This is a genomic window from Sinanaerobacter chloroacetimidivorans, from assembly GCF_018128545.1.
Classification (GTDB): domain Bacteria; phylum Bacillota; class Clostridia; order Peptostreptococcales; family Anaerovoracaceae; genus Sinanaerobacter; species Sinanaerobacter chloroacetimidivorans.
Genome location: NZ_JAGSND010000013.1, coordinates 41,795 through 66,595 on the forward strand (window position 1 = coordinate 41,795; position 24,801 = coordinate 66,595).

The 24,801-nt window shown below is 43.8% G+C and carries 26 protein-coding genes and 1 other annotated feature; of the genes, 22 read left to right on the top strand and 4 right to left on the bottom strand.

Annotation, left to right across the window (positions count from 1 at the left end):
- Window positions 1-7 precede the first annotated feature (7 nt).
- Together KCX82_RS16445 and KCX82_RS16450 are read left to right on the top strand one after the other, a co-directional pair.
- Window positions 8-889, top strand: a complete 882-nt coding sequence (locus KCX82_RS16445) for a carbon-nitrogen hydrolase (protein ID WP_227019585.1) — start codon at window positions 8-10, stop codon at window positions 887-889.
- A gap of 73 nt (window positions 890-962) precedes the next feature.
- Window positions 963-2,567, top strand: coding sequence for an amidohydrolase (locus KCX82_RS16450; protein ID WP_227019586.1), 1,605 nt, complete (start codon window positions 963-965; stop codon window positions 2,565-2,567).
- Between the two features lie 326 nt (window positions 2,568-2,893).
- Here KCX82_RS16450 and KCX82_RS16455 read toward each other — a convergent pair whose 3' ends face one another.
- Window positions 2,894-3,691: an SDR family NAD(P)-dependent oxidoreductase gene (locus KCX82_RS16455; protein WP_227019587.1), complete on the bottom strand. Its 798-nt coding sequence runs from the start codon at window positions 3,689-3,691 to the stop codon at window positions 2,894-2,896.
- A 196-nt stretch (window positions 3,692-3,887) separates the two neighbouring features.
- On the opposite strand from KCX82_RS16455, the gene lexA reads away from it, so the two are divergent.
- Window positions 3,888-4,556, top strand: coding sequence for a transcriptional repressor LexA (gene lexA, locus KCX82_RS16460; protein ID WP_227019588.1), 669 nt, complete (start codon window positions 3,888-3,890; stop codon window positions 4,554-4,556).
- A gap of 195 nt (window positions 4,557-4,751) precedes the next feature.
- Here lexA and KCX82_RS16465 read toward each other — a convergent pair whose 3' ends face one another.
- The 3 genes from KCX82_RS16465 to KCX82_RS16475 form a co-directional block, all read right to left on the bottom strand.
- Entirely contained in the window at window positions 4,752-6,077 is a 1,326-nt protein-coding gene (locus KCX82_RS16465) for an aminotransferase class III-fold pyridoxal phosphate-dependent enzyme (protein ID WP_227019589.1), read from the bottom strand.
- Window positions 6,078-6,161: 84 nt separating this feature from the next.
- Window positions 6,162-7,580 (bottom strand): aldehyde dehydrogenase family protein, encoded by a 1,419-nt coding sequence (locus KCX82_RS16470; protein WP_227019590.1) that lies wholly within the window; start codon window positions 7,578-7,580, stop codon window positions 6,162-6,164.
- A gap of 323 nt (window positions 7,581-7,903) precedes the next feature.
- A complete protein-coding gene (locus KCX82_RS16475; RefSeq protein ID WP_227019591.1) occupies window positions 7,904-9,295 on the bottom strand; it encodes a sigma-54 interaction domain-containing protein in 1,392 nt (463 codons plus the stop codon).
- A 234-nt stretch (window positions 9,296-9,529) separates the two neighbouring features.
- Window positions 9,530-9,653: a sequence feature (ribosomal protein L20 leader region), on the top strand.
- A 150-nt stretch (window positions 9,654-9,803) separates the two neighbouring features.
- Between KCX82_RS16475 and infC the strand changes: the two genes are divergently transcribed.
- From infC to nifH, 19 genes are all read left to right on the top strand, one after another.
- Window positions 9,804-10,301 carry a translation initiation factor IF-3 gene (gene infC, locus KCX82_RS16480; protein ID WP_465250673.1) on the top strand — a complete coding sequence of 166 codons (498 nt, stop codon included), beginning with the start codon at window positions 9,804-9,806 and terminating at the stop codon, window positions 10,299-10,301.
- 44 nt (window positions 10,302-10,345) lie between these two features.
- Window positions 10,346-10,546, top strand: a complete 201-nt coding sequence (gene rpmI / locus KCX82_RS16485; RefSeq protein ID WP_227019592.1) for a 50S ribosomal protein L35 — start codon at window positions 10,346-10,348, stop codon at window positions 10,544-10,546.
- Between the two features lie 20 nt (window positions 10,547-10,566).
- Window positions 10,567-10,923, top strand: a complete 357-nt coding sequence (gene rplT, locus KCX82_RS16490) for a 50S ribosomal protein L20 (protein WP_227019593.1) — start codon at window positions 10,567-10,569, stop codon at window positions 10,921-10,923.
- A gap of 91 nt (window positions 10,924-11,014) precedes the next feature.
- The gene (locus KCX82_RS16495; protein ID WP_227019594.1) at window positions 11,015-11,950 is read left to right on the top strand and encodes a sigma-E processing peptidase SpoIIGA; all 936 of its coding nucleotides are present in this window, start codon (window positions 11,015-11,017) and stop codon (window positions 11,948-11,950) included.
- 43 nt (window positions 11,951-11,993) lie between these two features.
- On the top strand, window positions 11,994-12,701 hold the full coding sequence (gene sigE, locus KCX82_RS16500) for an RNA polymerase sporulation sigma factor SigE (protein ID WP_465250674.1): 708 nt from the start codon (window positions 11,994-11,996) through the stop codon (window positions 12,699-12,701).
- Between the two features lie 103 nt (window positions 12,702-12,804).
- Window positions 12,805-13,575, top strand: coding sequence for an RNA polymerase sporulation sigma factor SigG (sigG, locus tag KCX82_RS16505; protein ID WP_227019595.1), 771 nt, complete (start codon window positions 12,805-12,807; stop codon window positions 13,573-13,575).
- 249 nt (window positions 13,576-13,824) lie between these two features.
- Entirely contained in the window at window positions 13,825-14,646 is an 822-nt protein-coding gene (locus KCX82_RS16510) for an amino acid ABC transporter substrate-binding protein (RefSeq protein WP_227019596.1), read from the top strand.
- A gap of 58 nt (window positions 14,647-14,704) precedes the next feature.
- Window positions 14,705-15,373 carry an amino acid ABC transporter permease gene (locus tag KCX82_RS16515; RefSeq protein ID WP_227019597.1) on the top strand — a complete coding sequence of 223 codons (669 nt, stop codon included), beginning with the start codon at window positions 14,705-14,707 and terminating at the stop codon, window positions 15,371-15,373.
- Between the two features lie 16 nt (window positions 15,374-15,389).
- A complete protein-coding gene (locus KCX82_RS16520) occupies window positions 15,390-16,133 on the top strand; it encodes an amino acid ABC transporter ATP-binding protein (RefSeq protein WP_227019598.1) in 744 nt (247 codons plus the stop codon).
- Between the two features lie 44 nt (window positions 16,134-16,177).
- Window positions 16,178-17,113 carry a serine O-acetyltransferase EpsC gene (epsC, locus tag KCX82_RS16525; protein ID WP_227019599.1) on the top strand — a complete coding sequence of 312 codons (936 nt, stop codon included), beginning with the start codon at window positions 16,178-16,180 and terminating at the stop codon, window positions 17,111-17,113.
- Window positions 17,114-17,156: 43 nt separating this feature from the next.
- A complete protein-coding gene (locus KCX82_RS16530; RefSeq protein ID WP_227019600.1) occupies window positions 17,157-18,347 on the top strand; it encodes a trans-sulfuration enzyme family protein in 1,191 nt (396 codons plus the stop codon).
- 562 nt (window positions 18,348-18,909) lie between these two features.
- The gene (locus tag KCX82_RS16535) at window positions 18,910-19,971 is read left to right on the top strand and encodes an ABC transporter substrate-binding protein (protein ID WP_227019601.1); all 1,062 of its coding nucleotides are present in this window, start codon (window positions 18,910-18,912) and stop codon (window positions 19,969-19,971) included.
- Window positions 19,972-19,994: 23 nt separating this feature from the next.
- Complete coding sequence (locus KCX82_RS16540) at window positions 19,995-21,074, top strand: ABC transporter permease (RefSeq protein WP_405127706.1); 1,080 nt, start codon at window positions 19,995-19,997, stop codon at window positions 21,072-21,074.
- Window positions 21,071-21,856 (top strand): ABC transporter ATP-binding protein, encoded by a 786-nt coding sequence (locus KCX82_RS16545; RefSeq protein ID WP_405127707.1) that lies wholly within the window; start codon window positions 21,071-21,073, stop codon window positions 21,854-21,856. The genes KCX82_RS16540 and KCX82_RS16545 overlap by 4 nt, the downstream gene beginning before the upstream one ends.
- A 161-nt stretch (window positions 21,857-22,017) precedes the next feature.
- Window positions 22,018-22,167: a hypothetical protein gene (locus KCX82_RS16550; RefSeq protein WP_227019602.1), complete on the top strand. Its 150-nt coding sequence runs from the start codon at window positions 22,018-22,020 to the stop codon at window positions 22,165-22,167.
- Between the two features lie 11 nt (window positions 22,168-22,178).
- Window positions 22,179-22,337 (top strand): YezD family protein, encoded by a 159-nt coding sequence (locus KCX82_RS16555; protein WP_227019603.1) that lies wholly within the window; start codon window positions 22,179-22,181, stop codon window positions 22,335-22,337.
- Complete coding sequence (locus KCX82_RS16560; protein WP_227019604.1) at window positions 22,334-22,477, top strand: hypothetical protein; 144 nt, start codon at window positions 22,334-22,336, stop codon at window positions 22,475-22,477. Before KCX82_RS16555 ends, KCX82_RS16560 begins: the two co-directional genes overlap by 4 nt.
- A 68-nt stretch (window positions 22,478-22,545) precedes the next feature.
- On the top strand, window positions 22,546-23,859 hold the full coding sequence (locus tag KCX82_RS16565) for an O-acetylhomoserine aminocarboxypropyltransferase/cysteine synthase family protein (protein ID WP_227019605.1): 1,314 nt from the start codon (window positions 22,546-22,548) through the stop codon (window positions 23,857-23,859).
- A 66-nt stretch (window positions 23,860-23,925) separates the two neighbouring features.
- The gene (nifH, locus tag KCX82_RS16570) at window positions 23,926-24,801 is read left to right on the top strand and encodes a nitrogenase iron protein (RefSeq protein WP_227019606.1); all 876 of its coding nucleotides are present in this window, start codon (window positions 23,926-23,928) and stop codon (window positions 24,799-24,801) included.

Sequence of the window (24,801 nt, forward strand, 5' to 3'; positions counted from 1 at the left end):
ACAAATTATGAACAAAGGTAAAGTGACAATCGGAATGACCCAATTTGCCTGTGACCCTGACCGTAACGAGAATATCAAGAAGGCAGAGGAGCAAATACGGAAAATGGCTGCTATGGGTGCAAAAATCATCTGTACCCAGGAGCTGTTCTCCGGACAATATTTTGCCCAAATTATCGATTATACCAAATATGACTGGGCTGAACCCGTAGATGGACCCGCCAATCAACGTATGCAGGCTTTGGCAGCAGAATTGGACGTCGTAGTGGTCAGCTGCTATTACGAATATGCCATGGATGGCGTCTACTTTAATTCAGCAGCAGTTTTTGATGCAGACGGAACCTTACTGGGTAATTATAGGAAGCACCATATCCCCGAAGGGCCGCAGTACATAGAAAAGTACTATTTTACTCCTGGAGACAGCCCCTATCTTGTATTCAAATCAAAATACGGCAAATTCGGGGTGCTGATCTGCTGGGATGAGTGGTTTCCGGAACCGACCAGAATTCTTGCACTGAAAGGCGCAGACTTTATATTCTACCCCTCTGCCATCGGATCAGAGCCGGATAATCCGGAACTCGATACCTCTCAGACCTGGATGGATGCCATACGAGGGCATGGAATCCATAACAACTTCTATGTCTGTGCCTGTAACAGAGTAGGAAAGGAAGATGCGGCGGACGGTTCGGGTTTTATGGAATTCTATGGAAGAAGCTTTGTCTCCGATCCCTGGGGAAACGTACTCTGCGAAGGAAAGCGGAAGGAAGCGGATCTGATTGTAGCGGAGCTAGATCTGGATGAGATTAAAAGAGCCAGAGATATCCTTCAGTTTCATAGAGACCGCAGGGTAGATTCCTATCAGGAATTACTGAAATTGCACATCCATGAATAATCATGAATCCATACTTCCTTTATTGGAAGGAATTCATGAGTGGTGAAAGGAAACAACGAATATGTATGCCGATATGTTAATAAAGAGTAAGAGAATATTTGACAGTATCAAGGAAAAGCCTTTCGATGGCTATGTGGCAATAAAAGGGAACCGAATTTTAGCAGTTGGTCAGGGAATCGAGCCGGATCAGATAGCAGGTCCCGATACCCGGGTGTTTGAGTTTGGGGAGGAGCTTGTCATGACAGGCTTTCATGATAGCCATACTCATCTGCTTATGGCGGGCATGTTTCAGACCTATGTGAATCTGGCAAATGCCAGATCGGAAGAGGAAGCAGTACTGATGGTAAAGGAGGCTGCAGATGAAAACCAGGACAAAGAAGGCTGGGTCATTGGATTCAGCTGGTATCATGTATTCTGGGATATCAAAGAGCTCCCCACAAGAAAATCTCTGGATCGTTATTTTCCCCATCGGCCGGTCTTTCTGCTGAATGCAGAAGCTCACGGTGCCTGGGTCAACAGTAAGGCGCTTGAAATTGCCGGAATTACAAAAGACACACCGGATCCTTTCGGCGGAGAAATCGCAAGAGATGAAGACGGGGAGGCAACGGGATTCCTGTATGAATCTGCGGTGGGACTTGTCAGCAAATATGCGCTGTCATTCAATGAGGAAGAAGAAAAAGTTCTGATCCAGGCTTTTCAAAAAAGTGCAGGTGCCTATGGAATTACCTCGGTAAACGATGTTCAGCCCTATTTCCACGGAAACATGGGAAATCTTGCGGTATACCATGATATGGACCGGAAGGGAGAACTCACGGTCAGGATTCATGCCGCACCGGATCTTCTGGGAGACCTGGATCAGGTCAATGAATGGCGGGAACGCTATTCTTCGGAAAAACTGAAGGTGAATCACTTAAAACAATTTCTGGACGGCGTCAGTACCACTCATACCGCCCTGGTACTGGATGAATATGCAGATCTGCCGGGCAGCTACGGAATCTCCCTGAATGATACGCAAGCTATCAGGGATGCTGTTCCGGAAGCACATAAGAGGGGATTTTCGGTGAAGCTTCATTCCTGCGGAGATAAGTCTGCAAGGATGGCATTGGATTACTATGAAAATGCCATAAACCTCCATGGTAAGAATCAATGCCGCCATGCCATCGAGCATGTGGAATTGATAGCAGAGGAAGATATTCCGAGGTTTGGTGCCCTGGGAATCATACCATCTGTTCAACCGGAGCACATTGCCCTGACCCAAGCCTTTGATGAGAATCCCTATCCTGTCACCTTAGGGGAAGATAGGGCTTCCAGGACGTGGCCGCTGAAGAGCCTGTATGACAGTGCAGGCATACTGGCTATTGGAAGCGATTGCCCGGTGGTGGACAACAATCCGCTCCTGGAAATCTACAGAGGAGTCACCAGACTTCATAATGACGGCAAACCGGAAGGGGGATGGAATCCCTTTGAAAAGCTTACCATGTATGAAGTGCTTAGGAGCTATACCTATGGTTCTGCCTATGGTGCATTGAGAGAGCAGGAACTGGGATCCCTGGAACCGGGTAAATTTGCCGACATCGTGGTCATCGACCGGGATCTCTTTTCCGTGGATCCGTCGGAGATTAAGGACAGCAAGGTCCTCCTGACCATCATGGACGGAAAGGTTGTCTTCGAAAGATAATCACCGGGAGTCTAAATATCAGGTAATACAGAAAGCAGAAGAGGGCTGTCATAAAAAGATCCGAGATACATTGTGATAGCCATAATTTGCAGGGTTGGTTTTCGGAATTTATCTTTGTGTAAATTTCCCTCCCGGCTTTCAGACAGAAAAGCAAACTAAAACGAAAACAGTGCTTTTCTTCGCATTTCATGCTCGCTGAAAGCCTTGGTCATGAAATTTGAAAAGATAGAAATTCCTCAAAATACCCTGCGCATCACGGCCATCCCAAATGTATCAATACGGATCTTTAGACAGCCACTTTTTTATCTGTAACTCCCGGTACCTCCTTAATAATACAACTCTTTCGGTCCCTTGTATTCCTGGATGGTATTGCCGCCGTCCACAATAAAGGTCTGGCCGGTTATGTAGGATGCTTCTTTGGAAGAGAGAAATACGATCATATTTGCCACTTCTTCCGGGGAGCCGCCTCTTCCTACCGGCGTATTCAACCCTCCGGCGGCTTCTCCCTCCGTCTGGGAGGCAGTGGCGATCCAACCGGGAAGAACGTTATTGATCATAATATTTTCCTTTGCAGCTTCAATGGCAATGGCTCTGCTCATCCCGATAATGGCAGCCTTTGCGGCGCTGTAGGAGGCTTCGCCAGGATTGCTGACAACCGGGCCGGTAACCGAAGAAACATTTACAATTCTTCCATAGCGAGCCGCTTTCATAAACGGCAGCACCTGCCTGGTTACGTTAAAACAGAGCGTTAAATTACGCTGAATCGATCGGTCCCATTCCTCATAAGACATTTCTGCGAATTCCGAAAAATCTTCACTTTCGCCTACCTGTGTCATACCGGCATTATTTACCAGCACGTCGATCCTGCCGAAATCCGAAAGGATAGCTTTTATGACATCTTCCGTTTGCTTTCTGTCAATTAAATCTACCTGATACCCCCGGGCGGTGATGGCAAGGCTGTTTAGTTCCTGTACTCTTTTTTGAATTCGATCTGTTGTTGATATGAGGGCAACTTTTGCTCCCAGCGACCCAAGCAGTTTGGCGGTACAAAAGCCGATGCCGCTTTCACTGCCGGCTCCCGTAACAAGACATACCTGATCCTGAAAATTTACAAAATGACTCATGATATTCCTCCTGACAGAACATATTTTTTTCTGAATTCTATTATACTATAGAATCGAACCCGGAAAGCAACTAAAATACGGAACATCTGTTTACTTTTTTCGAAAAGTGTGATAATATGTTCGTATTAATGGGAGGGCAGACGAACATACTTTCATGACCCTTCCCTTATGATTTATTCTGAAGGAGGTACTTTACATGGAGCCGTTAAAAGATCGTGAGCGAAAAATACTGATATATATGAAGAATGAGATAAAGAAGAAGGGCTATCCCCCCACGGTGAGGGAGATGTGTACCGCTTTAGGGATAAAATCTACTTCTACGACCCACAAGGATTTGGAAAATCTGGAGAAAAAAGGGTATATCCGGAAAGATCCCTCGAAGCCGAGAGCTTTGATGATTATTGATCCCGATGGAGCGGGTGAGAAAGAAGAAGCTGTTCTTGACAGCGGGATCAGTGCCATAGGAAATACAGAAAGAACGGATGTGGTTGATATTCCTGTCGTGGGAAGAATTGCCGCAGGCACTCCTATTCTGGCGGACCAGAATATAGAGGATACATTCCCCGTACCGGCCAGGTTTTTGTCAAAAGGAAATAACTTTATGCTGACGGTAAGGGGAGAGAGCATGGTAGAGGCCGGTATACTGGATGGAGATTATATCCTTGTCCAGCAGCAGAATACTGCCAATAACGGCGATATCGTGGTTGCCATGGTAGATGGCTTCGAAAGTGAGGCAACAGTAAAAACTTTTTACAGAGAAAAGGGACATATTCGTCTGCAGCCGGAGAATCAGAATATGAGCCCGATTATTGTAAGTGATGTAAAAATTCTCGGTCTGGTGAAGGGTGTATTCCGTTATTTTTAAATTTAAAATATAAAACTAAATATAAAATGAAACAAATAGATACAAATATAAATATACAAATATAAAAATATAAAAATCCCAAATTTAAAAAATTCAAATAAACAAAATGAAAAGAAGGACAGATTCACATCTGTCCTTCTTTTCATTAAATTGGGTTATGTCTAATGGCTTTGCCATCTTTTTAAAACAGGAAATTTATTTAATCATGTTGTCTACGGAATCCAATACCTTATCCATAATCTTCATAGCGTCTCTTAATTCAGTCTCAGTGATATTGAGAGGAGGAGCTACTAAGATCATGTTTTCGTGGGAGTAAGTTGAGAATCCTTCAACCTTCAGCATACCAACGATTTTAGGCATTAAACCTTCAGCGTCATTATTGAAAGGTACGATAGGTTCACGAGTTTCCTTACTCTTTACTAATTCTACGCAGCTGAATAATCCAATGTGTCTAACTTGACCAACACATGCGTGTTTCTTTTCGAAATCATCAAGAATTTCTGCAAGAACTTTACCCTGCTGTGCAACGTTATCAGCGATATTTTCTTCTTTGTAAGCGTCAAGAGTTGCAATTGTAGTTGCGCAACCCATTGGATGAGCACTGTAGGTAAGTCCGCTGTACATTTTCTTTTCGTCGAAGATCTTAGCGATCTTTTCGGAAACGATAACGCCGCCGAGAGGAACGTAACCGCAAGTTGCGCCCTTCGCAAATGTTACAAGGTCAGGTTTTACATTGAACTGATGGAATGCAAATGCAGTACCGGTTCTGTAGAAACCAGCCATAACTTCGTCACAGATCATTACGATATTGTATTTGTCGCAAAGAGCTCTAACTCCTTCATAGTATCCTTTAGGCGGAATCAGGATTCCGTTGGATCCTACTACTGTTTCAAAGAAAATACCTGCGATCTGATCTGGACCTTCATATAAGAACTGGTTTTCCAGCAATTCAAGATAGAAAGCTGTTACGTCTTCTTCTGATTTGAAGTTGCATGCTTTCGGTGCTCTGTAAGCATAAGGTCCGTCATACTTAATGAATCCAGGAACGCCTGGTTCTGCGATAAATCTTCTTGGTTCACCAGTCAGCATACTTGCTCCGAATGTAGCTCCATGATAGCTTCTGTATGCGGAAAAGATCTTCCATTTACCGGTATAAGCCTTAGCCATTTTAATAGCGTTTTCGTTTGCTTCTGCACCAGCATTGGTGAAGAATACTTTTGCACCTTCAAGACCGGATAATTCAACGATTTTCTGTGCAGCTTCGGAACGTACGTCTACGGAATAGCCAGGACCCATGAATGCCATTTTTTCTGCCTGATCTTTGATTGCCTGGATTAACTTTTTGTGTCCATGTCCTAAATTTGAGTTAACTAGCTGTGAGGACATGTCATAATATTTCTTGCCGTCTTCATCCCAGAAATAGACTCCTTCTGCTTTGGAAACTACCATAGGGTTGATCTTCTTTTGTGCACTCCAGGAGTACAGATTATATTTCATTCCCTGTTCTTTGATCTTTGACATTTTCTTTTCTCCTTTTAAAAATTTTTATCATATAGAGCAGGTGTAAAATGCTGGTTCATCATACACCTGCACCTGATATAACTTTTAGAATGCGTTTCTGATTTCTTCGTCAAACAGTACTTCGTCAGTTGGCTGGTAGGAAGGAATTGGTCTTGAAACATAGGTGAAGTTTAAAAGGTCCTTCCAGGTAGCGTTGTGGGAAATGCTGTTGTGGCCCCAAGTTCCGCAGCCTAATGTCATGGACATTGGGAAACCGGAAGTCCATGAACCGCTGTTTGTCAGTGACTGTGGAGCATTTACGCAAACTTTGCAAACTGGAACCAATTCGCCAAGCTTTGTAACTCTTTCGTCAACAGTGGTGTGGATACCGCAGCTGTGACCTTTACCTTGATAATCTAAGATTTTCATCATTTTATCAACTGCATCGTCGAAGTCCTTTGCTTTTCTAACGCCGGAAACTGGGGAAAGCTTTTCGCCTGTGAATGGGAATTCGTTTCCGTATCCGCCGTTTTCTTCTGCCATCAGCATTTTGGTTCCTTCTGGAACGGTGATTCCAGCAGCTTCGGCAATTTGAGCAGCAGGCTGAGCAACGATGTGTCTGTTCAGATCATGGTTAGCTGGGCTTTCAGGCCATAAAGTCTTAAGCAGCTTCGCTTTTTCTTCGGAACCATCCTTAAACATAACAGCACCCTGTTTCGCCATAGCTTCTACGAATTCGTCATAGCAGCTTTCGAATACGATGATATTATTTTCAGTTGAGCAGGAAGTTGCATTATCAAAAGTCTTGGACTTAACGATAAGAGAAGCAACATCTTCCATCTTAGTTGTTCCGTCAACGATGGTTACAACGTTACCAGTTCCTACACCGATAGCTGGATTTCCGGATGAGTAAGCCTGTCTTACCATTGGAGTTCCGCCGGTTGCAAGAATGAAATCTACCTGCTTCATTAATTCTGCAGAAGTTTCAATGCTTACGTAATCAGGATCGATTGCCTGAACAAGATCTTCCGGAGCGTCAAACTTTTTAAGAACGCTTCTGATTAATTCGGTAACAGCCCAGTTTGTTCTTCTTGCTTTTGGATGTGGAGCAAGGATGATAGCGTTTCTTGTCTTAAGAGCCATAAGTGACTTTACAACAGGAGTTGCTTCACCGTTTGTTACAGGAATAATAGCGCCGATAACGCCCATTGGCTTCGCATATTTTTCCATGCCCATTTTTTCATCAACTTCTACAAGACCAACGGATTTCTGTCCTTTCATCTGGAAGTAAGTACCTTTAACCTTACCAAACATTTTTGCTTGTTTATCAGCAGGAATTCCCATTCCGGATTCTGCAACCAGGTCTTCACCAAATTTAAGAGCAACTTCTGGTCTGGTAAGCGCGTATGCTACTGCAGCTGTGAGCTGATCAACTTTTGCCTGAGTAAAACCTTCGGCAATTTTCTGAGCAGCATGGCCTTTTGCAACTAAACCTGCTACATATTCTGCATAATTAATTGACATTTTTTACATTCCTCCTTAAGAAATAAAATCGATTTCGCTAACGTTAATTATATTATGCAATGGTTATGCCATAACTATGAATGTTTATAAAAAAAATAAATAGAAAAAATAGAAATCTTAAAATCCATTGAAAAATCAATCTTATAGGTGGACAAGTTATTTTTTTATCATAAAATGAAAGAGTGATAGGAATGCCAGAAAAGGACTACATTTGAGAAAAACGATTCATTATTGTATCGGTAATTTCGATTGTAAGTGTATTCCAGTGTGAAAATGGGAAAATTTATGGGTTTTTTAGGCGATACAAAATAGTATCGGCGATACTATTTTGTATCGCCGATTTTGTATTTTTGCAGCTTGCGAACGATAGTCGGCTGGCTGACACCCAAAGCTTTAGCCATTGCCCTGGTGGATTTGTGCTTTTCCAATGCTTTTGCAAGAATCTCCTGCTCTGCGTGGTCTAAAGCCTGCTTTAAACTAGTGATGGCAGGGATCTTCAGCATTTCTTCTTCAGTATTCTCCGGTTGATGGATAAAGCTTGGCAGATTTTCAGGGTGAATGGTATTGCCCTTAGTCGTTATGATTAATCTTTCTATGATATTCTCCAACTCTCTGACATTGCCCGGCCACGGATATTTCATGAGAATGGCAATAGATTTGGAGTCGATTTCCTTATGTTCTTTCATTTTTTTATTGGTTTTGTTAAGGAACTTTCGAATCATGGGAATGATATCCTCAGGCCGCTCTCTGAGAGGCGGAATGCTGATAGGCACAACGTTTAACCGATAATACAGATCTTCCCTGAATTTCCCTTCCTGTACCAGCGAATGAAGATCCTTATTGGTAGCGGCGATGATCCTGACATCAATGGGAATACTGTCAATGCCGCCTACTTTTTTGATTTCCCTTTCCTGAATAACCTGCAGGAGCTTTACCTGGAGGTTCAGAGGCAGTTCGGAAATTTCATCGAGGAAGATGGTACCTTTATCCGCAACTTCAAATAATCCCTTTTTTCCTGCTCTTCTGGAGCCGGTGAAGGCGCCGCTCTCATAACCGAAAAGCTCTGATTCTATCAGGTTTTCTGGTATTGCTCCGCAGTTTACCTTGACAAAGGGGTGATCCTTTCGATTGCCGTTTTCATGAAGCAGCTTGGCAATAACACCTTTTCCTACGCCAGATTCTCCGGTGATCAAAACGGTCGAATCGATATCCGACAGTCTTCTTGTAAGCTGGATCACATTGTACATGGAGGGACTGTTGGCTACAATATCGCCGAAGATATATTGTTCATTATCCTTTAAACCATGTAAGGTATTCTGGATACTTTCAAGTTCATTTTGAAGATTGATGAGCTCCGTGATATCATGAGTTGTGGTAATAATTTTGCTCATGTTGTGATTGGCATCCATAATGGGTATTCCTGTTGTCAAAAGCCTTTTGCCGTCTCTGTTTTCATGTATGATGTTGACTTCTTTTTTTTCTTCCATTACAATACGTGCAACAGAAGGGGTAAAAATACCTTCGCTTTCAAGAAACGATACATGCTTCCCGATGATATCTTCTCTCTTTATTTTATACAGCTCTTCACTGGCCCTGTTCACCCAGATGGTAAAGCCCTGTGCATCATCGATAAAAATGGCGTCGCTGATGCTGTCCAAAATGGGTACAAGCTCATCTAAAGACACTGCTGATAGTGCTTTTTTATTGCTCGACATTGAAATTTAACTCCTTGTCCTGTATTGACTAGTTGTGATTCATTCTAGTATCACTTTTATGATATAATATATTATAATTTTTATCAAATAATAAAAAGTAAAATAATCTAAAAGTTAAATTAAATTTCTTTAAGATTTCAAAGCTCAAATAGCAAATGATTCATCAATTGGATAAATATAAAAAATTTCATTTTAAAACTTGACAGAAATCTTCCAAAATGATATCATACTTCAGTAATAAAGAAGAAGTAGTCCGCTTCTCACCTTCTCGGCGATTGCTGTTTGGGTTAATATGACGAAGGCCTGATGGGTTTGTTATGTTTGGAGCGGATACGATTATCCGCTTTTTTTATTATGTAGGAAATACCGCATTTGTATTGCCAGGAGCGGTATTGACGGAATCACAAAAAAAATTACATTGTAACAGGGAGCGCATTCGCGTGAACCGTTTACGAAAAGGTATTTTTTTTATTTTAGGAGGTGCAAAACAATTAGTAAGGAAAATCAAATCAACGAAGAAATTCGTGATAAAGAATTAAGAGTAATCGATAGTGATGGTACACAACTGGGCATTATGAGTCTGGATGAAGCTATGAATCTGGCGATTGAAAAAAAGCTGGATTTGGTTAATATTGCTCCAACGGCAAAGCCGCCTGTTTGTAAAATTCTTGATTACGGAAAATACAGATACGAGCTTCAGAAGAAGGAAAAGGAAGCCAAGAAAAAGCAAAAAATTACCCAAGTGAAGGAAATCCGTCTGAGCACCTTTATTGAGGAACACGATCTTGTGGTAAAGGCAAACAACGCTGCAAAATTCCTGAAAGAGGGAGACAAGGTCAAAGTAAGCCTTCGTTTTAAAGGAAGAGAAAAAGATTATGCCAGCAAAGGGCAGGCAGTCATGGCAAAGTTTGCTGAGACAATTTCTGAAAGCGGAGTGGTGGAAAAAAAGCCTGAATTTGAAGGTAGAAGTTTGATTATGATTTTAGCACCTAAAACTGATAAATAAACGAGTTGACAAAATGCTCGATGATGTAGGAGGAAATTTTTAAGATGGCAAAATCAAAGATGAAGTCTCATAGAGGAGCAAGCAAAAGGTTTAAATTAACAGGAAGCGGTAAAGTAAAGAGAAACAAGGCATATAAGAGCCATATTCTTACAAAGAAAAGCGCGAAGAGAAAAAGAGGCTTAAGAAAGGCAACTCTTCTTACAAGTGCAGACCTAAAAAGAATAAAATCAGTATTGAATGTGTAAGGATATAGGAGGAAAATAAAATGGCAAGAGTTAAAAAGGGATTAAATGCTAGAAAAAGGCATAAGAAAATATTAAAGTTGGCAAAGGGCTTTTACGGCCAGAAGAGCAAGGTATTCAGAGCTGCTAACCCAGCCGTAATGAGAGCTCTACGTTCCGCTTATGTTGGAAGAAAGAACAAAAAGAGAGAATACAGAAGACTTTGGATTGCAAGAATCAATGCCGGAGCCAGAATGAATGGTCTTTCCTACAGCAAGATGATGAACGGCCTCAAGGTTTCAGGAATTGAAATCAACAGAAAGATGCTTTCCGAAATGGCTGTTTATGATCCAGCAGGATTTGCAAAGCTTGCGGAAACAGCAAAAAAGGCAGTAAAATAAATTAGAAATCGACATTCACTTTTGACAAAATATTCCCCCGATCTGGACTATAATCTTGAAATAGATTATGCCGGAGAGGGGGTTTTTTCATGTGGTAATTTATGCCGAATATCTATTTACGGAAAATTTTATTACAGGTGGAATTATCCTGCTGCTCACAGCTAAAATAACCGGTTTTCATCTCAAAAAAAGCCTGATGGTTCTGGGCAGTGCCTTATGCGGGATTTATGCTTTCATTCTGTTTTGGGATACACTGAATCCGTGGATTGCAATCTTGTTTAAAATCGCATTTTCTGCAGTTCTGGTGAAACTGGTATACCCCGTGAAAGGTATGCGCCAATTCCTTCGTACATTGCTGATTTTCTATCTTGTAAGCTTTGCAATGGGAGGAATTACTATCGGTGCAGTCTACTTTATGGGACTTTCGGGAATTACTCATAACAGCGCAATTTACATAGAAGGCTTTACGTATCTCAATATTGCACTGGGTTGTGTCTTAACCTGCTTACTATTCTACTTTTTTGCTTCCTTTATGAAAGGGAAGCTTATCAGAGAAAAGACGACAGCCAATGTGAGAATTGAGTTTGAAGAGAAACATGTTACTGTAAAAGGTATGGTGGATACGGGAAATTCTCTGACGGATCCTTTTACCGGAAAGCCGGTACTGATTATTTCCGCCGATGCCGCAAGTAAAATATTGCCTGAGGAAATGATGAAAGAAACGGCCAGGGATGAAAAAGAACTGGCAATTTATGAACGATTGATGCAAGGCAGTTTTGCAGGCAGAGTTCGATTGATTCCCTATAAATCCATTGGAGCGGAAAAGGGATTTCTCATTGGCATCAGGCCGGATAAAATAGTGATTGAAATGGATCATGCAAAGGGTTATGTCAATCCGGTGAATATGCCCGAGGGCACAATTCTAGCATTATATAAGGGCATCTTCTCAAATGAAAATACGGAAGAGGGCTATTCAATATTATTACATCCAAGTGTTATGGAGGGAGGCATAGCTTGTAATGTATAAAACAATACTGGAAATGACCATCAGAAACGGCAGAGAATTAAGTCTGCTGAAAATGAAAATCAGAGATAGGCTGGTCCTGATTTTAAGGGGACATAAGCTGAAAGAAATCTTTTACATAGGGGGCAGCGATGTCCTGCCGCCGCCGTTATCATCGGAAGAGGAAAAAAATCTTCTGGATCAGTTGGCTTTAAATAACGAAGATGCGAAAACCGTTCTGATAGAAAGGAATTTGCGTCTGGTGGTTTATATTGCCAAGAAATTCGAAAATGCCGGAGTGAATGTGGAAGATCTGATTTCTATCGGAGCTATCGGCTTGATAAAAGCCGTCAATACCTTCAACCCGGAGAAAAATATCAAACTGGCCACCTATGCATCCCGTTGCATAGAAAATGAAATTTTAATGTACTTACGGCGCAGCAGCAGAACGAAAAGTGAAGTTTCCTTTGATGAACCGCTGAATATCGACTGGGATGGCAATGAACTGCTGCTTTCCGATATCTTGGGAACAGACAATGACATCGTATATAATCATATCGAGGAGGAAGTGAACCGGAATCTTCTGGTCTATGCCTTGAAAAAACTGACTTCCAGGGAAAAGCAGATTATGGAGATGCGTTTTGGACTTATCAGCGGCAGGGAAATGACGCAGAAGGAAGTAGCGGATAAGATGGGAATATCTCAATCATACATATCAAGACTGGAAAAAAAGATTATCGGACGATTACGAAAAGAAATTAAAAAGCTGGGTTAGAAATCTATTTTTCGCAGAATAAAAACAAACTCATCTGTTAAAAATAAGGTATACGCTAAAGTGCTGCTTAGGGGGGCAAAACGGAAAGCGGAGGTCCTTATTTATGGTCAGTAAAGTTGAAATCTGCGGTGTGAATACATCAAAACTGCCTGTTTACAAAGATGTAGAGATGAAAAGAATGATTGAACAAATAAAAGGGGGAGATAATGAGGTAAGGGACGAATTTATAAGAGGAAATCTGCGATTAGTATTGAGTGTAATACAACGTTTTAGCAATAGAGGTGAAAATCCGGATGATCTGTTTCAGGTAGGCTGTATCGGACTCATCAAGGCGCTGGATAACTTTGATACCTCACATAATGTAAGGTTTTCAACCTATGCGGTGCCAATGATTATCGGTGAAATCAGGAGATATTTGCGTGATAATAACTCCATCAGAGTGAGCCGTTCCCTGCGGGACACTGCCTATAAGGCTTTGCAGTCCAAGGAGAAGCTTTCACGAGAGCTGCAGCGGGAACCTACCATTACGGAAATTGCAAAGGATCTGGATCTGCCAAGAGAAGAGATCGTGCTGGCTCTTGACTCCATTCAGGATCCCATATCCTTGTTCGAGCCTGTATTTCATGACGACGGCGATGCCATTTATGTCATGGATCAGGTAAAGGATACGAAAAACACGGACGAAAAATGGATGGAGAATATCTCTCTGAAAGAGGCGTTGAAGAAGCTTACCAACAGGGAAAAGCATATCTTAACCATGCGATTTTTCGAAGGCAAAACCCAAATGGAGGTTGCCGACGAAATCGGAATCAGCCAGGCTCAGGTAAGCAGGCTGGAAAAGAATGCGTTGAAATATATGCGAAAATACGTATAGCTGAAATATAGGCGAAAATACGTATAGCTGAAATATAGGCGAAAATACGTATAAACAATAATAAATTCCAGATTACATGAGGTGTCTCACACTGATGCTTGATAACATCAGTTGGAGGCTCCTTCTTTTTTTGTTTGCAGCTATTGACAATGCCATAAATGCAGTATATAATCACAAAAGTAATAAATCATAGTAAACATATAATAATACTATGATATAAATAAACCCATAGAAAAGGAGACTTGAAAAATGAAAGGTTTAAAAGGAATTTTTGTATTACTGCTTACACTGACATTGATTTTCAGCCTCATTGGCTGCGGCCAAAGCGAACAGGAAGGACTCGATACTTCTGACACGGCAGCCGGACTGCTGGAAGAAATTCAGGAAAAAGGCGTACTCACAGTGGGAATCGAAGGTACCTATCCTCCCTATACTTATCACGACGAAAGCAGTGATGAATTAACAGGTTATGATGTCGAAATTGCAAGAGCCATCGCTGAAAAGCTTGGCGTGGAGGCTGAATTTGTGGAAACCAAATGGGACAGCATCATCGCCGGATTGGATGCCGGACGTTTTGATGTGATTATCAATCAGGTTGGAATAACGGCTGAAAGACAGAAAAAATATGATTTTTCCCAACCGTATACCTATACGAAAGGCGTTTTGATCGTCGCTGAGGACGATGAGGATATCAAAGCCTTTGAAGACTTGAAGGGGAAGAAATCAGCGCAGACTGTAACCAGCAACTGGGCCGCTTTGGCGGAGTCCTACGGCGCATCCATTGAAGGTACGGACGGTTTCAATCAATCCATTGAACTTGTTCTTGCAGGCAGAGCAGATGCAACGCTGAATGATGATGTTACCTTCTACGATTATATGAACACAAAACCCGGTGCGAAGGTTAAGATTGTAGCCACTTCAAATGAAGTGAGCACCAGCGGTGTCATGATTAGAAAAGGGAACGAAGAACTGATTGCAGCCATAGATTCCGCTTTGGATGAATTGAGAACAGAAGGTAAACTGAAAGAAATTTCCGAGAAGTATTTCGGAGTGGATGTTAGTGCAGAGTAAGCATTGAATACAGCGTAGTAATAAATGCAGAGCAAAGAAAAAGATAAGGAGCCAAGTAATGTTTAATGAAAGAGTCATCAACATACTGCAGGAATCATTTGTCAAGATATTGATTCCCGGAATCACCTATACGATTCCGCTTACCTTGGTGTCCTTCGCCATTGGATTGTTTATCGCAGTCATTGCGGCATTGATTCAAGTAAGCAATATCAGGATCCTCACTCCCATCGTCAGGTTTTATGTCTGGGTGATTCGTGGAACTCCTTTGCTGGTACAAATATTTATCATCTTTTATGGGCTTCCAAATGCAGGGATTGTACTGGATGCACTCCCTGCAGCCATTATCGCTTTTTCTCTGAATGTGGGGGCTTATGCCTCGGAAACGCTCCGGGCAGCGATCCTGTCGGTACCGACAGGGCAAATTGAGGCGGGATATTCGCTGGGTATGAACTATTTTCAGACCCTGCACAGAATCATTTTGCCCCAGGCCTTCAAGGTATCCGTGCCGCCGCTCTTTAATTCCTTTATCGGGCTGGTTAAGGATACCTCACTTGCAGCCAATATTACGGTAGCAGAAATGTTCATGGTCACTCAGCGGATTGCAGCGAAAACTTTTGAACCCCTTGCACTTTATTGCGAGGTGGCGGTGATCTATCTGATCTTTTGCACCGTTCTGAGCAAGGTTCAGCATATAGCCGAAAAATCGTTAAAGCTGGAACAGGGATGAGAAGGGGGAAGGAAATATGCTTCAAATTAAGAATGTAAGCAAACAGTATGAAGAGCTGAAGGTTTTGGATCAAATCAATTTAAATATTGAATCCAATCAGACCACCGTGATTATCGGTCCTTCCGGTTCCGGAAAAACAACGCTGCTTCGGTGCATGAATCTGTTGGCAGTACCCGACTCCGGAGAAATCGATCTGAACGGAACCTCTCTGATCTTTGATCCTAAGGCTCCCATACAAAGGAAAAAAGTGATTGACTTCCGGAAGAAAACCGGAATGGTGTTTCAGGGGTTTAACCTGTTCTCCCATAGAACGGTCATCGAGAACATCATGGAAGGTCCGGTGACGGTTCTGAAGAAAAAGAAGCAGGAAGCCAGAGAAGAGGGAATCCTGCTGTTACAAAAGGTAGGTCTTGAAGAGAAAGCGAATCAATACCCCAGACAGCTTTCGGGAGGTCAACAGCAGCGAGTGGCCATTGCCAGAGCCTTGGCTATGAAACCGGAAGTGCTGTTGTTTGATGAACCCACCAGCGCTCTGGATCCGGAGCTGGAAATTGAAGTCCTGGAAATGATAAAAACGCTTGTACAGGAACAATATACGATTGTAATTGTAACCCATAAAATGGCCTTTGCCAAAGAGATCAGCGATCATATCATTTTTCTGGAACAGGGAAAAGTGGTAAAACAGGGCAGCTATTCGGAACTTTACCACTCCGGCAATGAACGTATCAGTAAATTCCTAACAACCTTGCAATCTTCCTGATTTTATTGTACTCTTAGAAAAAAACAGGAAAGAGGTTGAGTAAGGTGAGTAAACAATTCAATGATCATTTTCAGCGAATCGTGGAAGAAATTACATCAAACTATATAGAAGAAGAACTTTTTCTTCGCAGAAATAAACTGGAACTTCCCAACAGAAGCAGCATTATCGAAATCATTAATGATTTCCGCAGAATCATGTTCCCCGGCTATTTCGGGACAGAAAAGCTGGACGATACCCTTGCACCCTATTATGTGGGCCAGAAACTGGCCAGCATCTATGAGCATTTGAAGGTCCAGGTGGAATTGGCCCTTTCTTATAAGAAAGGGGTCAAAGATGATTCTGTAAAACAGGAGGCGGAGGAGCTTTGTGTGGCTTTTCTGAATGAAATCCCCAGGATCCAGAAGATCATTCTGACTGATATCCAGGCCGCTTATGATGGAGACCCTGCCGCAGGGAACAAAGAACAGGTCATTTTCTCCTATCCCGGCCTGTATGCCGTATTTGTATACCGCATGGCACACGAGCTATATATCCGCAATGTTCCGTTCATTCCGAGAATCATGACAGAGTATGCTCACAGCCGTACGGGTATCGACATCAATGCAGGTGCTGTCATTGGCAAGTATTTCTTTATTGACCACGGGACCGGTGTTGTAATTGGAGAGACCACCACCATCGGAGATAATGTAAAACTGTTTCAAGGCGTTACGCTGGGAGCCCTTTCCACCAGGGGCGGGCAGCTTCTGGCCGGTGTTAAACGACATCCTACCATTGAAGATAATGTCACCATCTATTCCGGAGCTACGATCCTTGGAGGAGATACGGTGATTGGAGCAGATTCTGTTATTGGAGGAAATGCTTTCATCACAAAATCCATACCTCCAAAGACAAAGGTAAGCATTAAGAACCCGGAATTGCGGCTGAAGGGGGAAGAGGAGAAGCCTGAAAGCGGGGAATATGTGTATGACTGGATTATTTAATTAAGACCTCAGAGAAACGAGATCTCTGAGAAAGGAGGCAGCAATGACAGCAAGATACTATGGAAATCACTTTGGATTTCAGACACGTGCCGTTCACACAGGCAATGATGTTGATCTGGGTACGGGAGCCATCAAGCGTCCCATCACCATGGCAAACAGTTACGAATTGCCTTATGACCCATCCGTTTTAAACTGGAGCGGTGCGGACAAAAATTTATATACCAGAAACGGCGGCTCCAATCAGCAATACCTGCAGGAGAAAATAGCATCTCTGGAAGGCGGGGAAGATTGTATCGTGCTGGCATCCGGTGTAGGAGCGCTGTCCGGCCTGTTCTTTTCCCTTCTGGAAAGCGGAGATCACGTTATATTTTCGGATATTACCTATATTGCCGTGTACCGGCTTTTAAATGAACTGCTCAATCATAAGTTCAATATAGAAACCTCTATCGTGGATACTTCGAATGTAAATGCGGTGAAGGATGCGATCCGTTCGAATACCAAGCTAATCCATATTGAAACGCCTGGAAATCCCACGCTGAAGGTTTCCGATATCAAGGCCATTGCGGAAATCGCACATCAGAATAATGCGTTGCTTTCCGTTGACAATACCTTTGCATCACCGTACAACCAACGGCCGATCGAATTGGGCGCCGATTTTTCCATCGAGAGCCTGACAAAATTTATCAACGGCCACGGAGATGCCATGGGCGGCTCCATTACGGGCAAAAAGGAATACCTGGAGGTGATCAGAGCCCAGGCACAGGTAAATCTGGGGGCTACCATCAGTCCCTTTAACGCTTGGCTGATCATGAGAGGTGCGGTGAGTTTTCCGCTGCGCATGAGGCAGCACAATGAAAATGCTCTGGCGGCGGCGGAGTTTCTGGAGCGGCATCCCGGCATCCGGTTTGTCGCTTATCCGGGCCTTCCCAGCCATCCCAACCATGAGGTTGCCAAGCGGCAGATGAACGGGGGCTACGGCGGCGTACTTTCCTTTGGCCTGCATGCGGACCATGATACCCATAATCGGTTCGTAAGCTATCTTCGGGTAATCACCTCAGCCGTATCTCTGGGACATGATGAGAGCCTTATCGTTTTTCTCGGCGAGAACGACGAACGGCAGTACCTGTATCCCGAGGAATTCCACCAGGGCTTTTTCCGGTTTAGCGTGGGCATTGAGGATATCGAAGATATTCTGGAGGATCTGAGACAGGCGCTGGAGAAGGCAGGACTTTAGAAGATCGTAAAGAGGAGCTGTCCCAACGACAGATCGAGAGACTTTGGGACAGCCAGAGTGCACAGGAAAAGAAATATCTTGTAACGAAATAAAAAGGCATTGACAAATGAAAAAAATAATGCTAAATTAGGAATATGTAAAACATATTATTCATATATATTTAGTATGAATTAAGAAAGGAGATATGAGTAATGAAAAGCCAACAAGATTGTATGTGTTGTAAAATATGCGGAAAGTGTCTGTGTATGCGGATAAAAGTTGAATAGGAAAAGGATAGTGAAGCTTCATGATTGACCGAAAAAATCAGAGATCAAGTAAGGTTTAACGGCGTGCGCCGGAAAATCCCTGCTTGATCTTTTTTTTCGGGAAGTTGCGAAAGGAGCTCCAACCCCAATTTGCCCACTCTTTTTCTTACAGTGCCTGCTGGCAGGGAGCTTTGGTAATTTACCTCAGGCGCTGTAATTCTTAGTATCAGTCAAAATTTGAAAAGCTGACCTATTAAACAAAAAAAACAAACAGGTTTTTGCATTGATTGATTTGCAAAATTAAGGAGGATTATGTAATGAAAAAGAAAATTGTAAAAAAATGCTTCAGTGCTGCTGTGATTGCCCTGTCTTTGATCGTAGCTTTTGTCGCTTGCGGCACAAAGGCGGATACGGAAGGCTCTTCCGATAAGGGTGAAACGCAATACAAATACGGTAAGATCGATATCCCTGGCAAGGATGGTGCCCTCTGCGCTGCGCCGATTTACATAGCCTATGAGCAAGGGTTCTTTGCTGAGGAAGGCTTTGATGTGACTTTGATTTCCGCCGATACCGAAACGCGGAAAATCGGACTCAATAACGGAACGATCCCCATTGTGAACGGCGATTTTCAGTTTTTCCCATCCATTGAGGAGGGTGTGAAAGTTAAAGTGGTAGACGGTCTACATAACGGCTGCATCAAGTTTATCGTGCCAAAGGATTCTCCGATCAACAACGCCAGAGATTTAAAAGGGAAAAAGATCGCTGTTGACGAAATCGGCGGCACGCCGCATCAGGTGGCCAGCGTGTGGCTTGAAAAAGCCGGCATCTCCGCAAAGCAGGAAGACAATGAGGTCACCTTCGTTCCCTATACCGACGGCAATCTGGAAATAGAGTCGGTTAAAAACGGTGATGTTGATGTGGCAGCCTTGTGGGATCCGCTTGGGTCCATCGCAGAGCAAACCGGAGACTTTAAAGTGATCTTTGATCTTTCTACCGATCCTACCTTTGCAGGCAAATATTGCTGCTTCCTGTATGCTTCTGAAAAGGTGCTGAACGAGGATCCGGAAAAGGTAGCGGCGCTCCTGCGGGCATACAACAAGGCGCAGAATTGGATCGCAGAAAATCCGAAGGAAGCTGTAGATATCATTGCGGATAAGAAATATGCTGCTATAGAAGATAAAGTCCTTGCCGAAGCCCTCGTAAAGAGTTACGCATATCCTTCCGCAGAGAACCATGCTTCCGGCAATACCCATATCTATGAGGATGTGCTCTATTTCGTTCAGGAACTGCAAAGTATCGGTTATCTCAAAACGAAAGATGCCGCCGCATTCGCCGATCAGATTTATTTTGACGTGAAATCCGCGGTTTCCTCCAATTAAAAAATCTCTCAGGAGGACATCAAGTGAGCATTAATTTATCAATACTGAAAAAGAATGTACAGCCCCCGCTTGAACGGGGACTGTACGCAAAACAAAACATCATATCGGATCAAAATCTCATTTTTTCCGCACTATTTTCTATTACCGGTTTGATTGTTGCGCTTCTTGTCAACTGGTTATTTCCACAAATTGCCGATGTCGAAATCAAGCCCTATGAGTTGAATCCCTTCGGATTGTTCACCGTACAGCTGAATATCACGCAGGCGTACGGCATCGTCCTTTTTACAATTATCCTGATTTATGCCGGAATCGCCGCATATTCTTTTTTCGATAACGACCGGCGTAAAAAATTTATAAAACGTGCACCATTCCGGTTCGCGTGCGGCATTGCACTGACGGTATGGGATATTCTCGGAACAAAAACGCTTCTGCTTCCGCAGCCTTTTTTCCCGGGGCCGTCCAGAATCCTTGAAGCACTCCTGTTGGAGGGAGGTTTTGTGCTGGAAAATACCCTTTATTCCCTGCGTCTTTTTGCAGCGGGTTTTTTCTCCGGTGTCGTAATTGGAATTGCAACCGGTATTTTGATCGGCTGGTTCCCCAAGGTGTTTTACTGGGTTTATCCGGTTCTGAAAATTACCGGAGTGATTCCCGCGGTAGCGTGGATGCCTTTCGCACTGACTCTTTTTCCCACACCTTTTTTGGCGGCAACCTTTTTGATCGTGATCTGCGCGTGGTTCCCGGTGGCATTTTTGACGGCGCAGGGGATTGCGGGTACGCACAAGGTCTACTATGAAGTGGCGAAAACTCTGGGGGCGAAAACTTCGTATCTTGTTTTTCGCGTAGCAATTCCAAATGCGCTTCCTCAGATTTTCACCGGCATTACCACGGCAAACGCCTTTGCGTTTACCACGCTCGTGATTTGTGAAATGATGGGGCAGCCGGGCGGTCTTGGCTACTACATCAACGCATCCAGAGTCTGGTCTGCGTACTATAAGGTGTTTGCCGCCATCATCATTATGGCGATTTTGTTCTCGCTGATCGTGCGCGGATTTGGTGCCATACAGCATTGGGTATTGAGATGGCAAAGGGGGCTTGTGAAATGAGTACTTCTTCTTTGATAGAAATTCAAAAGGTGTTTCGTACCTATATCGACACCAACGATAATAAAGTGGAAGCCCTTAACGATGTCAGCCTTTTTGTACGGGAAGGGGAATTTTTAAGTATTATCGGACCCTCCGGCTGCGGAAAGACCACCCTTCTGCGGTTGCTGGCAGGACTGGACTCACCCGATTCCGGAAGCCTTGCCATAAACGGACATGAGATTAGGGAGCCTGGTCCGGAGCGCGGCTATGTGTTCCAGCAGGGCAGTCTGTTTCCCTGGCTCACGGTGGAAAAAAACATTGCGTCGGGGTTGAAGGCCAGAGGCGTTTACAAAGAACAGAAAACAGATGTGGCCCGGTATATCGAATTGATCGGGTTGAATGGATTTGAAAAATCTTACCCCCATCAAATTTCGGGTGGTATGGCCCAGCGCGTGGCGATCGCCCGGGCGCTCATCAACCGTCCCTCCGCGCTGCTGCTCGATGAGCCCATGGGCGCTCTGGATTCCTTTACCCGGGCCGATTTGCAGGATAAACTGCTGGAGCTTTGGAAAAGGGACCAGACGACGATGATTCTGGTGACCCATGACGTGGATGAAGCCATTTATTTGAGCGACCGGATCGTCATCATGACACCGCGTCCCGGAAAAATCAGCGAGATACTGGACGTCCAGCTGCCTCGATCAAGAGACAGGGGGAGTATAGAATTCCTGACGATGCGCAGTAAAATTCTTGAGAAATTACATCTTGCAAGCGCCAGCCCGCAACCGGAATATGCGATATAAAGATAAATAAAATCATAAAACATTCTAAATCATATTGACAAAAAAGATGTTAAATGATAATTTATACTATAATCATATAGAATTAGTATGAAATATTGTTGACAACGATCATATATTAATCCTATACTAAATAAAAGTTTCAGAGAGGAGAGCGGATAGAGATGAAAAAGAAAAGAGATACAGAATATATTTCATATTTATTAAAACTTCTCAAAAAAATAGAAAATGGTTCTATTTCGGTTGTGAAGCAGGACGGCGTTGTTCTGAACATCATCGCAAAGGAGTCGCAGCAATCGAAAGTTATCGTATGAGGTGATAGGATATGGAAGAAAAAAAACCTGTAAAAACTGCAATATCGGAAGAAAACCTAAAACGGCTTTTTACGTATATTGAGAGTATACAATTTGGTACGGTAACTTTGATCATTCAAAACGGAGAAGTCGTACAAATTGAAAAAATGGAAAAATTTAAGTTGAGATGATTGACCGTAAAAACGGAGAGCAGGCTCAGAAATATAATGCCGCGGCAGGTATTATGATTCAAAGCTTGCTTTTTTTTACGCACCTAGCCCCATTTGCACAGCAAATGACGGCAGGCGCTATACGGGAATTCCCTAGCTAAGCTGGCTTGGAATTCTTCCGTTCAATTCACTTTAAATCAATTTAAAAACTTGAAAAGGAGATAGAAAAATGACAGACAGCAATAAAAAATTGGGATTTGATACCAGAAAAATTCATGCGGGTTACCGTTCCGAGGAGCACAATTATGCCGTCGCCGTACCCATCTATCAGACTGCTTCCTATGATTTAGGTTCTGTGGAACGGGCGAGAAAGGTATTTTCCCTGGAGGAGATCGGAAGCATCTATACCCGTATCGGTTCCCCCACTACTGCGGTGTTGGAACAAAGAGTGGCGGATCTGGACGGTGCTACCGCGGCAATCGCGCTGGCATCCGGAATGGCTGCCGTCAGCTATACCTTATTGCAGCTCACCGAGGGGGGCGGAAGGATTTTGTCCCTGCCCAACATCTACGGCGGGACGGTAGACAGTTTTTTGAGAGTATATCCCTCTCTGGGCATCGGCATCGACTACCCGGAGGACATCCACGATCCGAAATCCTATGAAAAAGCCATCCGGGAGGACACCAAGGCCATCTTTATCGAGAGCATTTCAAATCCCAATGCGGAGCTTGTTGATATCAAAGCCATCGCGGAGGTTGCCCACAAGCATAATCTTCCGCTGGTGGTGGATAACACCTTTGCAACGCCTTATCTGTTCAACCCCTTTGAACACGGTGCGGATATCGTCGTCTATTCCGCTACCAAGGCACTGAACGGACATGGAAATACCATCGCAGGGTTGATTCTGGAAAACGGGCAGTTTGACTGGGGCAACGGAAAATTTCCGCAGTTCGAGAAGAAGGAGCATGTCCTGAGAACGAGAGAACAAGTGTACCGATCCTTTCTGGAGGCAGCCCCCGGCGCCGTATTTACGACGAGAATCCGCTTGACTTACCTCAATTATCTAGGTGCGGCACTGAGTTCCTTTGATGCTTTTTTAGTCCTCCAGGGGATCGAGACCCTTTCAGAGCGTGTTTCCAAGCAGGTTTCCACCGCGAAGAAGCTGATTCAATATCTGGAAGGAAAAGATGAGGTTCTTTGGGTCAAACATCCGGAAGCCAAAAACAGCACCTATAAAGAGCTGGCCTCCGCGTATTTCCCCAAAGGGACCGGCGCGATCTTTACCTTCGGTTTGACCGGTACGAAGGAAGAACGGGATGCATTTCTGGATTCTCTGGAACTCTTCTCCTATCATGCCAATGTGGGAGACGCCCGCTCCATCATCATCAATTCGCCGGAGACCACCCACGGAGAATTGAACAAAGAGCAGCAGGCAATGGCGGATATCCCGCCGGAGACCGTGAGAATTTCCGTCGGTCTTGAAGATCCGGAGGACCTGATCAACGATCTGGAACGGTCATTCCAGAAGGTTTACCATCCATAGATGCTGACGGATCAATCGGACACACAGAAGACATCTGAGATTATCTGTAATAAAGGAGAAAAAGAGATGGGGAAGAAAATAAAGCAGATTGCAATTTATGGGAAGGGAGGAATCGGAAAGTCTACAACCACTTCCAATATCAGTGCGGCTCTGTCGGATATGGGATACAAGGTAATGCAGTTTGGTTGTGATCCCAAGGCGGATTCCACCAACACACTGCGTGACGGTACATATATTCCCACCGTTTTGGAGCTGCTTCGGGAAAAGGGTACTGTGGATGCCCATGATGCAATCTTTCAGGGATATAACGGCATTTACTGTGTAGAGGCAGGAGGTCCTGCCCCCGGCGTAGGCTGCGCAGGAAGAGGGATCACCACCGCAGTTCAGCTGCTGAAACAGCAGAAGATTTTCGAAGAACTGGATCTGGACTATGTCATTTACGACGTATTGGGAGATGTGGTGTGCGGCGGCTTTGCGGTGCCCATCAGAGAGGGGATTGCAGAGCATGTGTTTACCGTTTCCTCTTCTGATTTCATGGCAATCTATGCCGCAAACAATTTGTTCAAAGGGATCCAGAAATATTCCAATGCAGGCGGTGCACTGCTGGGCGGTGTCATCGCCAATTCCGTGACCTCACCCTTCCAGCAAAAGATCATCGATGACTTTGTAGAACGGACAAAAACACAGGTGATGGAGTATGTCCCGCGATCCATCACGGTAACCCAGAGTGAATTGTCGGGCAGAACAACGATAGAGGCGGCGCCCAATTCTGTGCAGGCCCAGGTTTATCGGAATCTGGCAAAGCGCATTGATGAACACAGCGAGTCCACCGTACCGGCACCGCTGGATTCCCAGGAACTGAAGGAATGGGCGGCAAAATGGGCGGATCTGCTTGTCGCCATCGAATCCGGCGAAATCAGAGGCGCCAGCGAAAGCATTTAG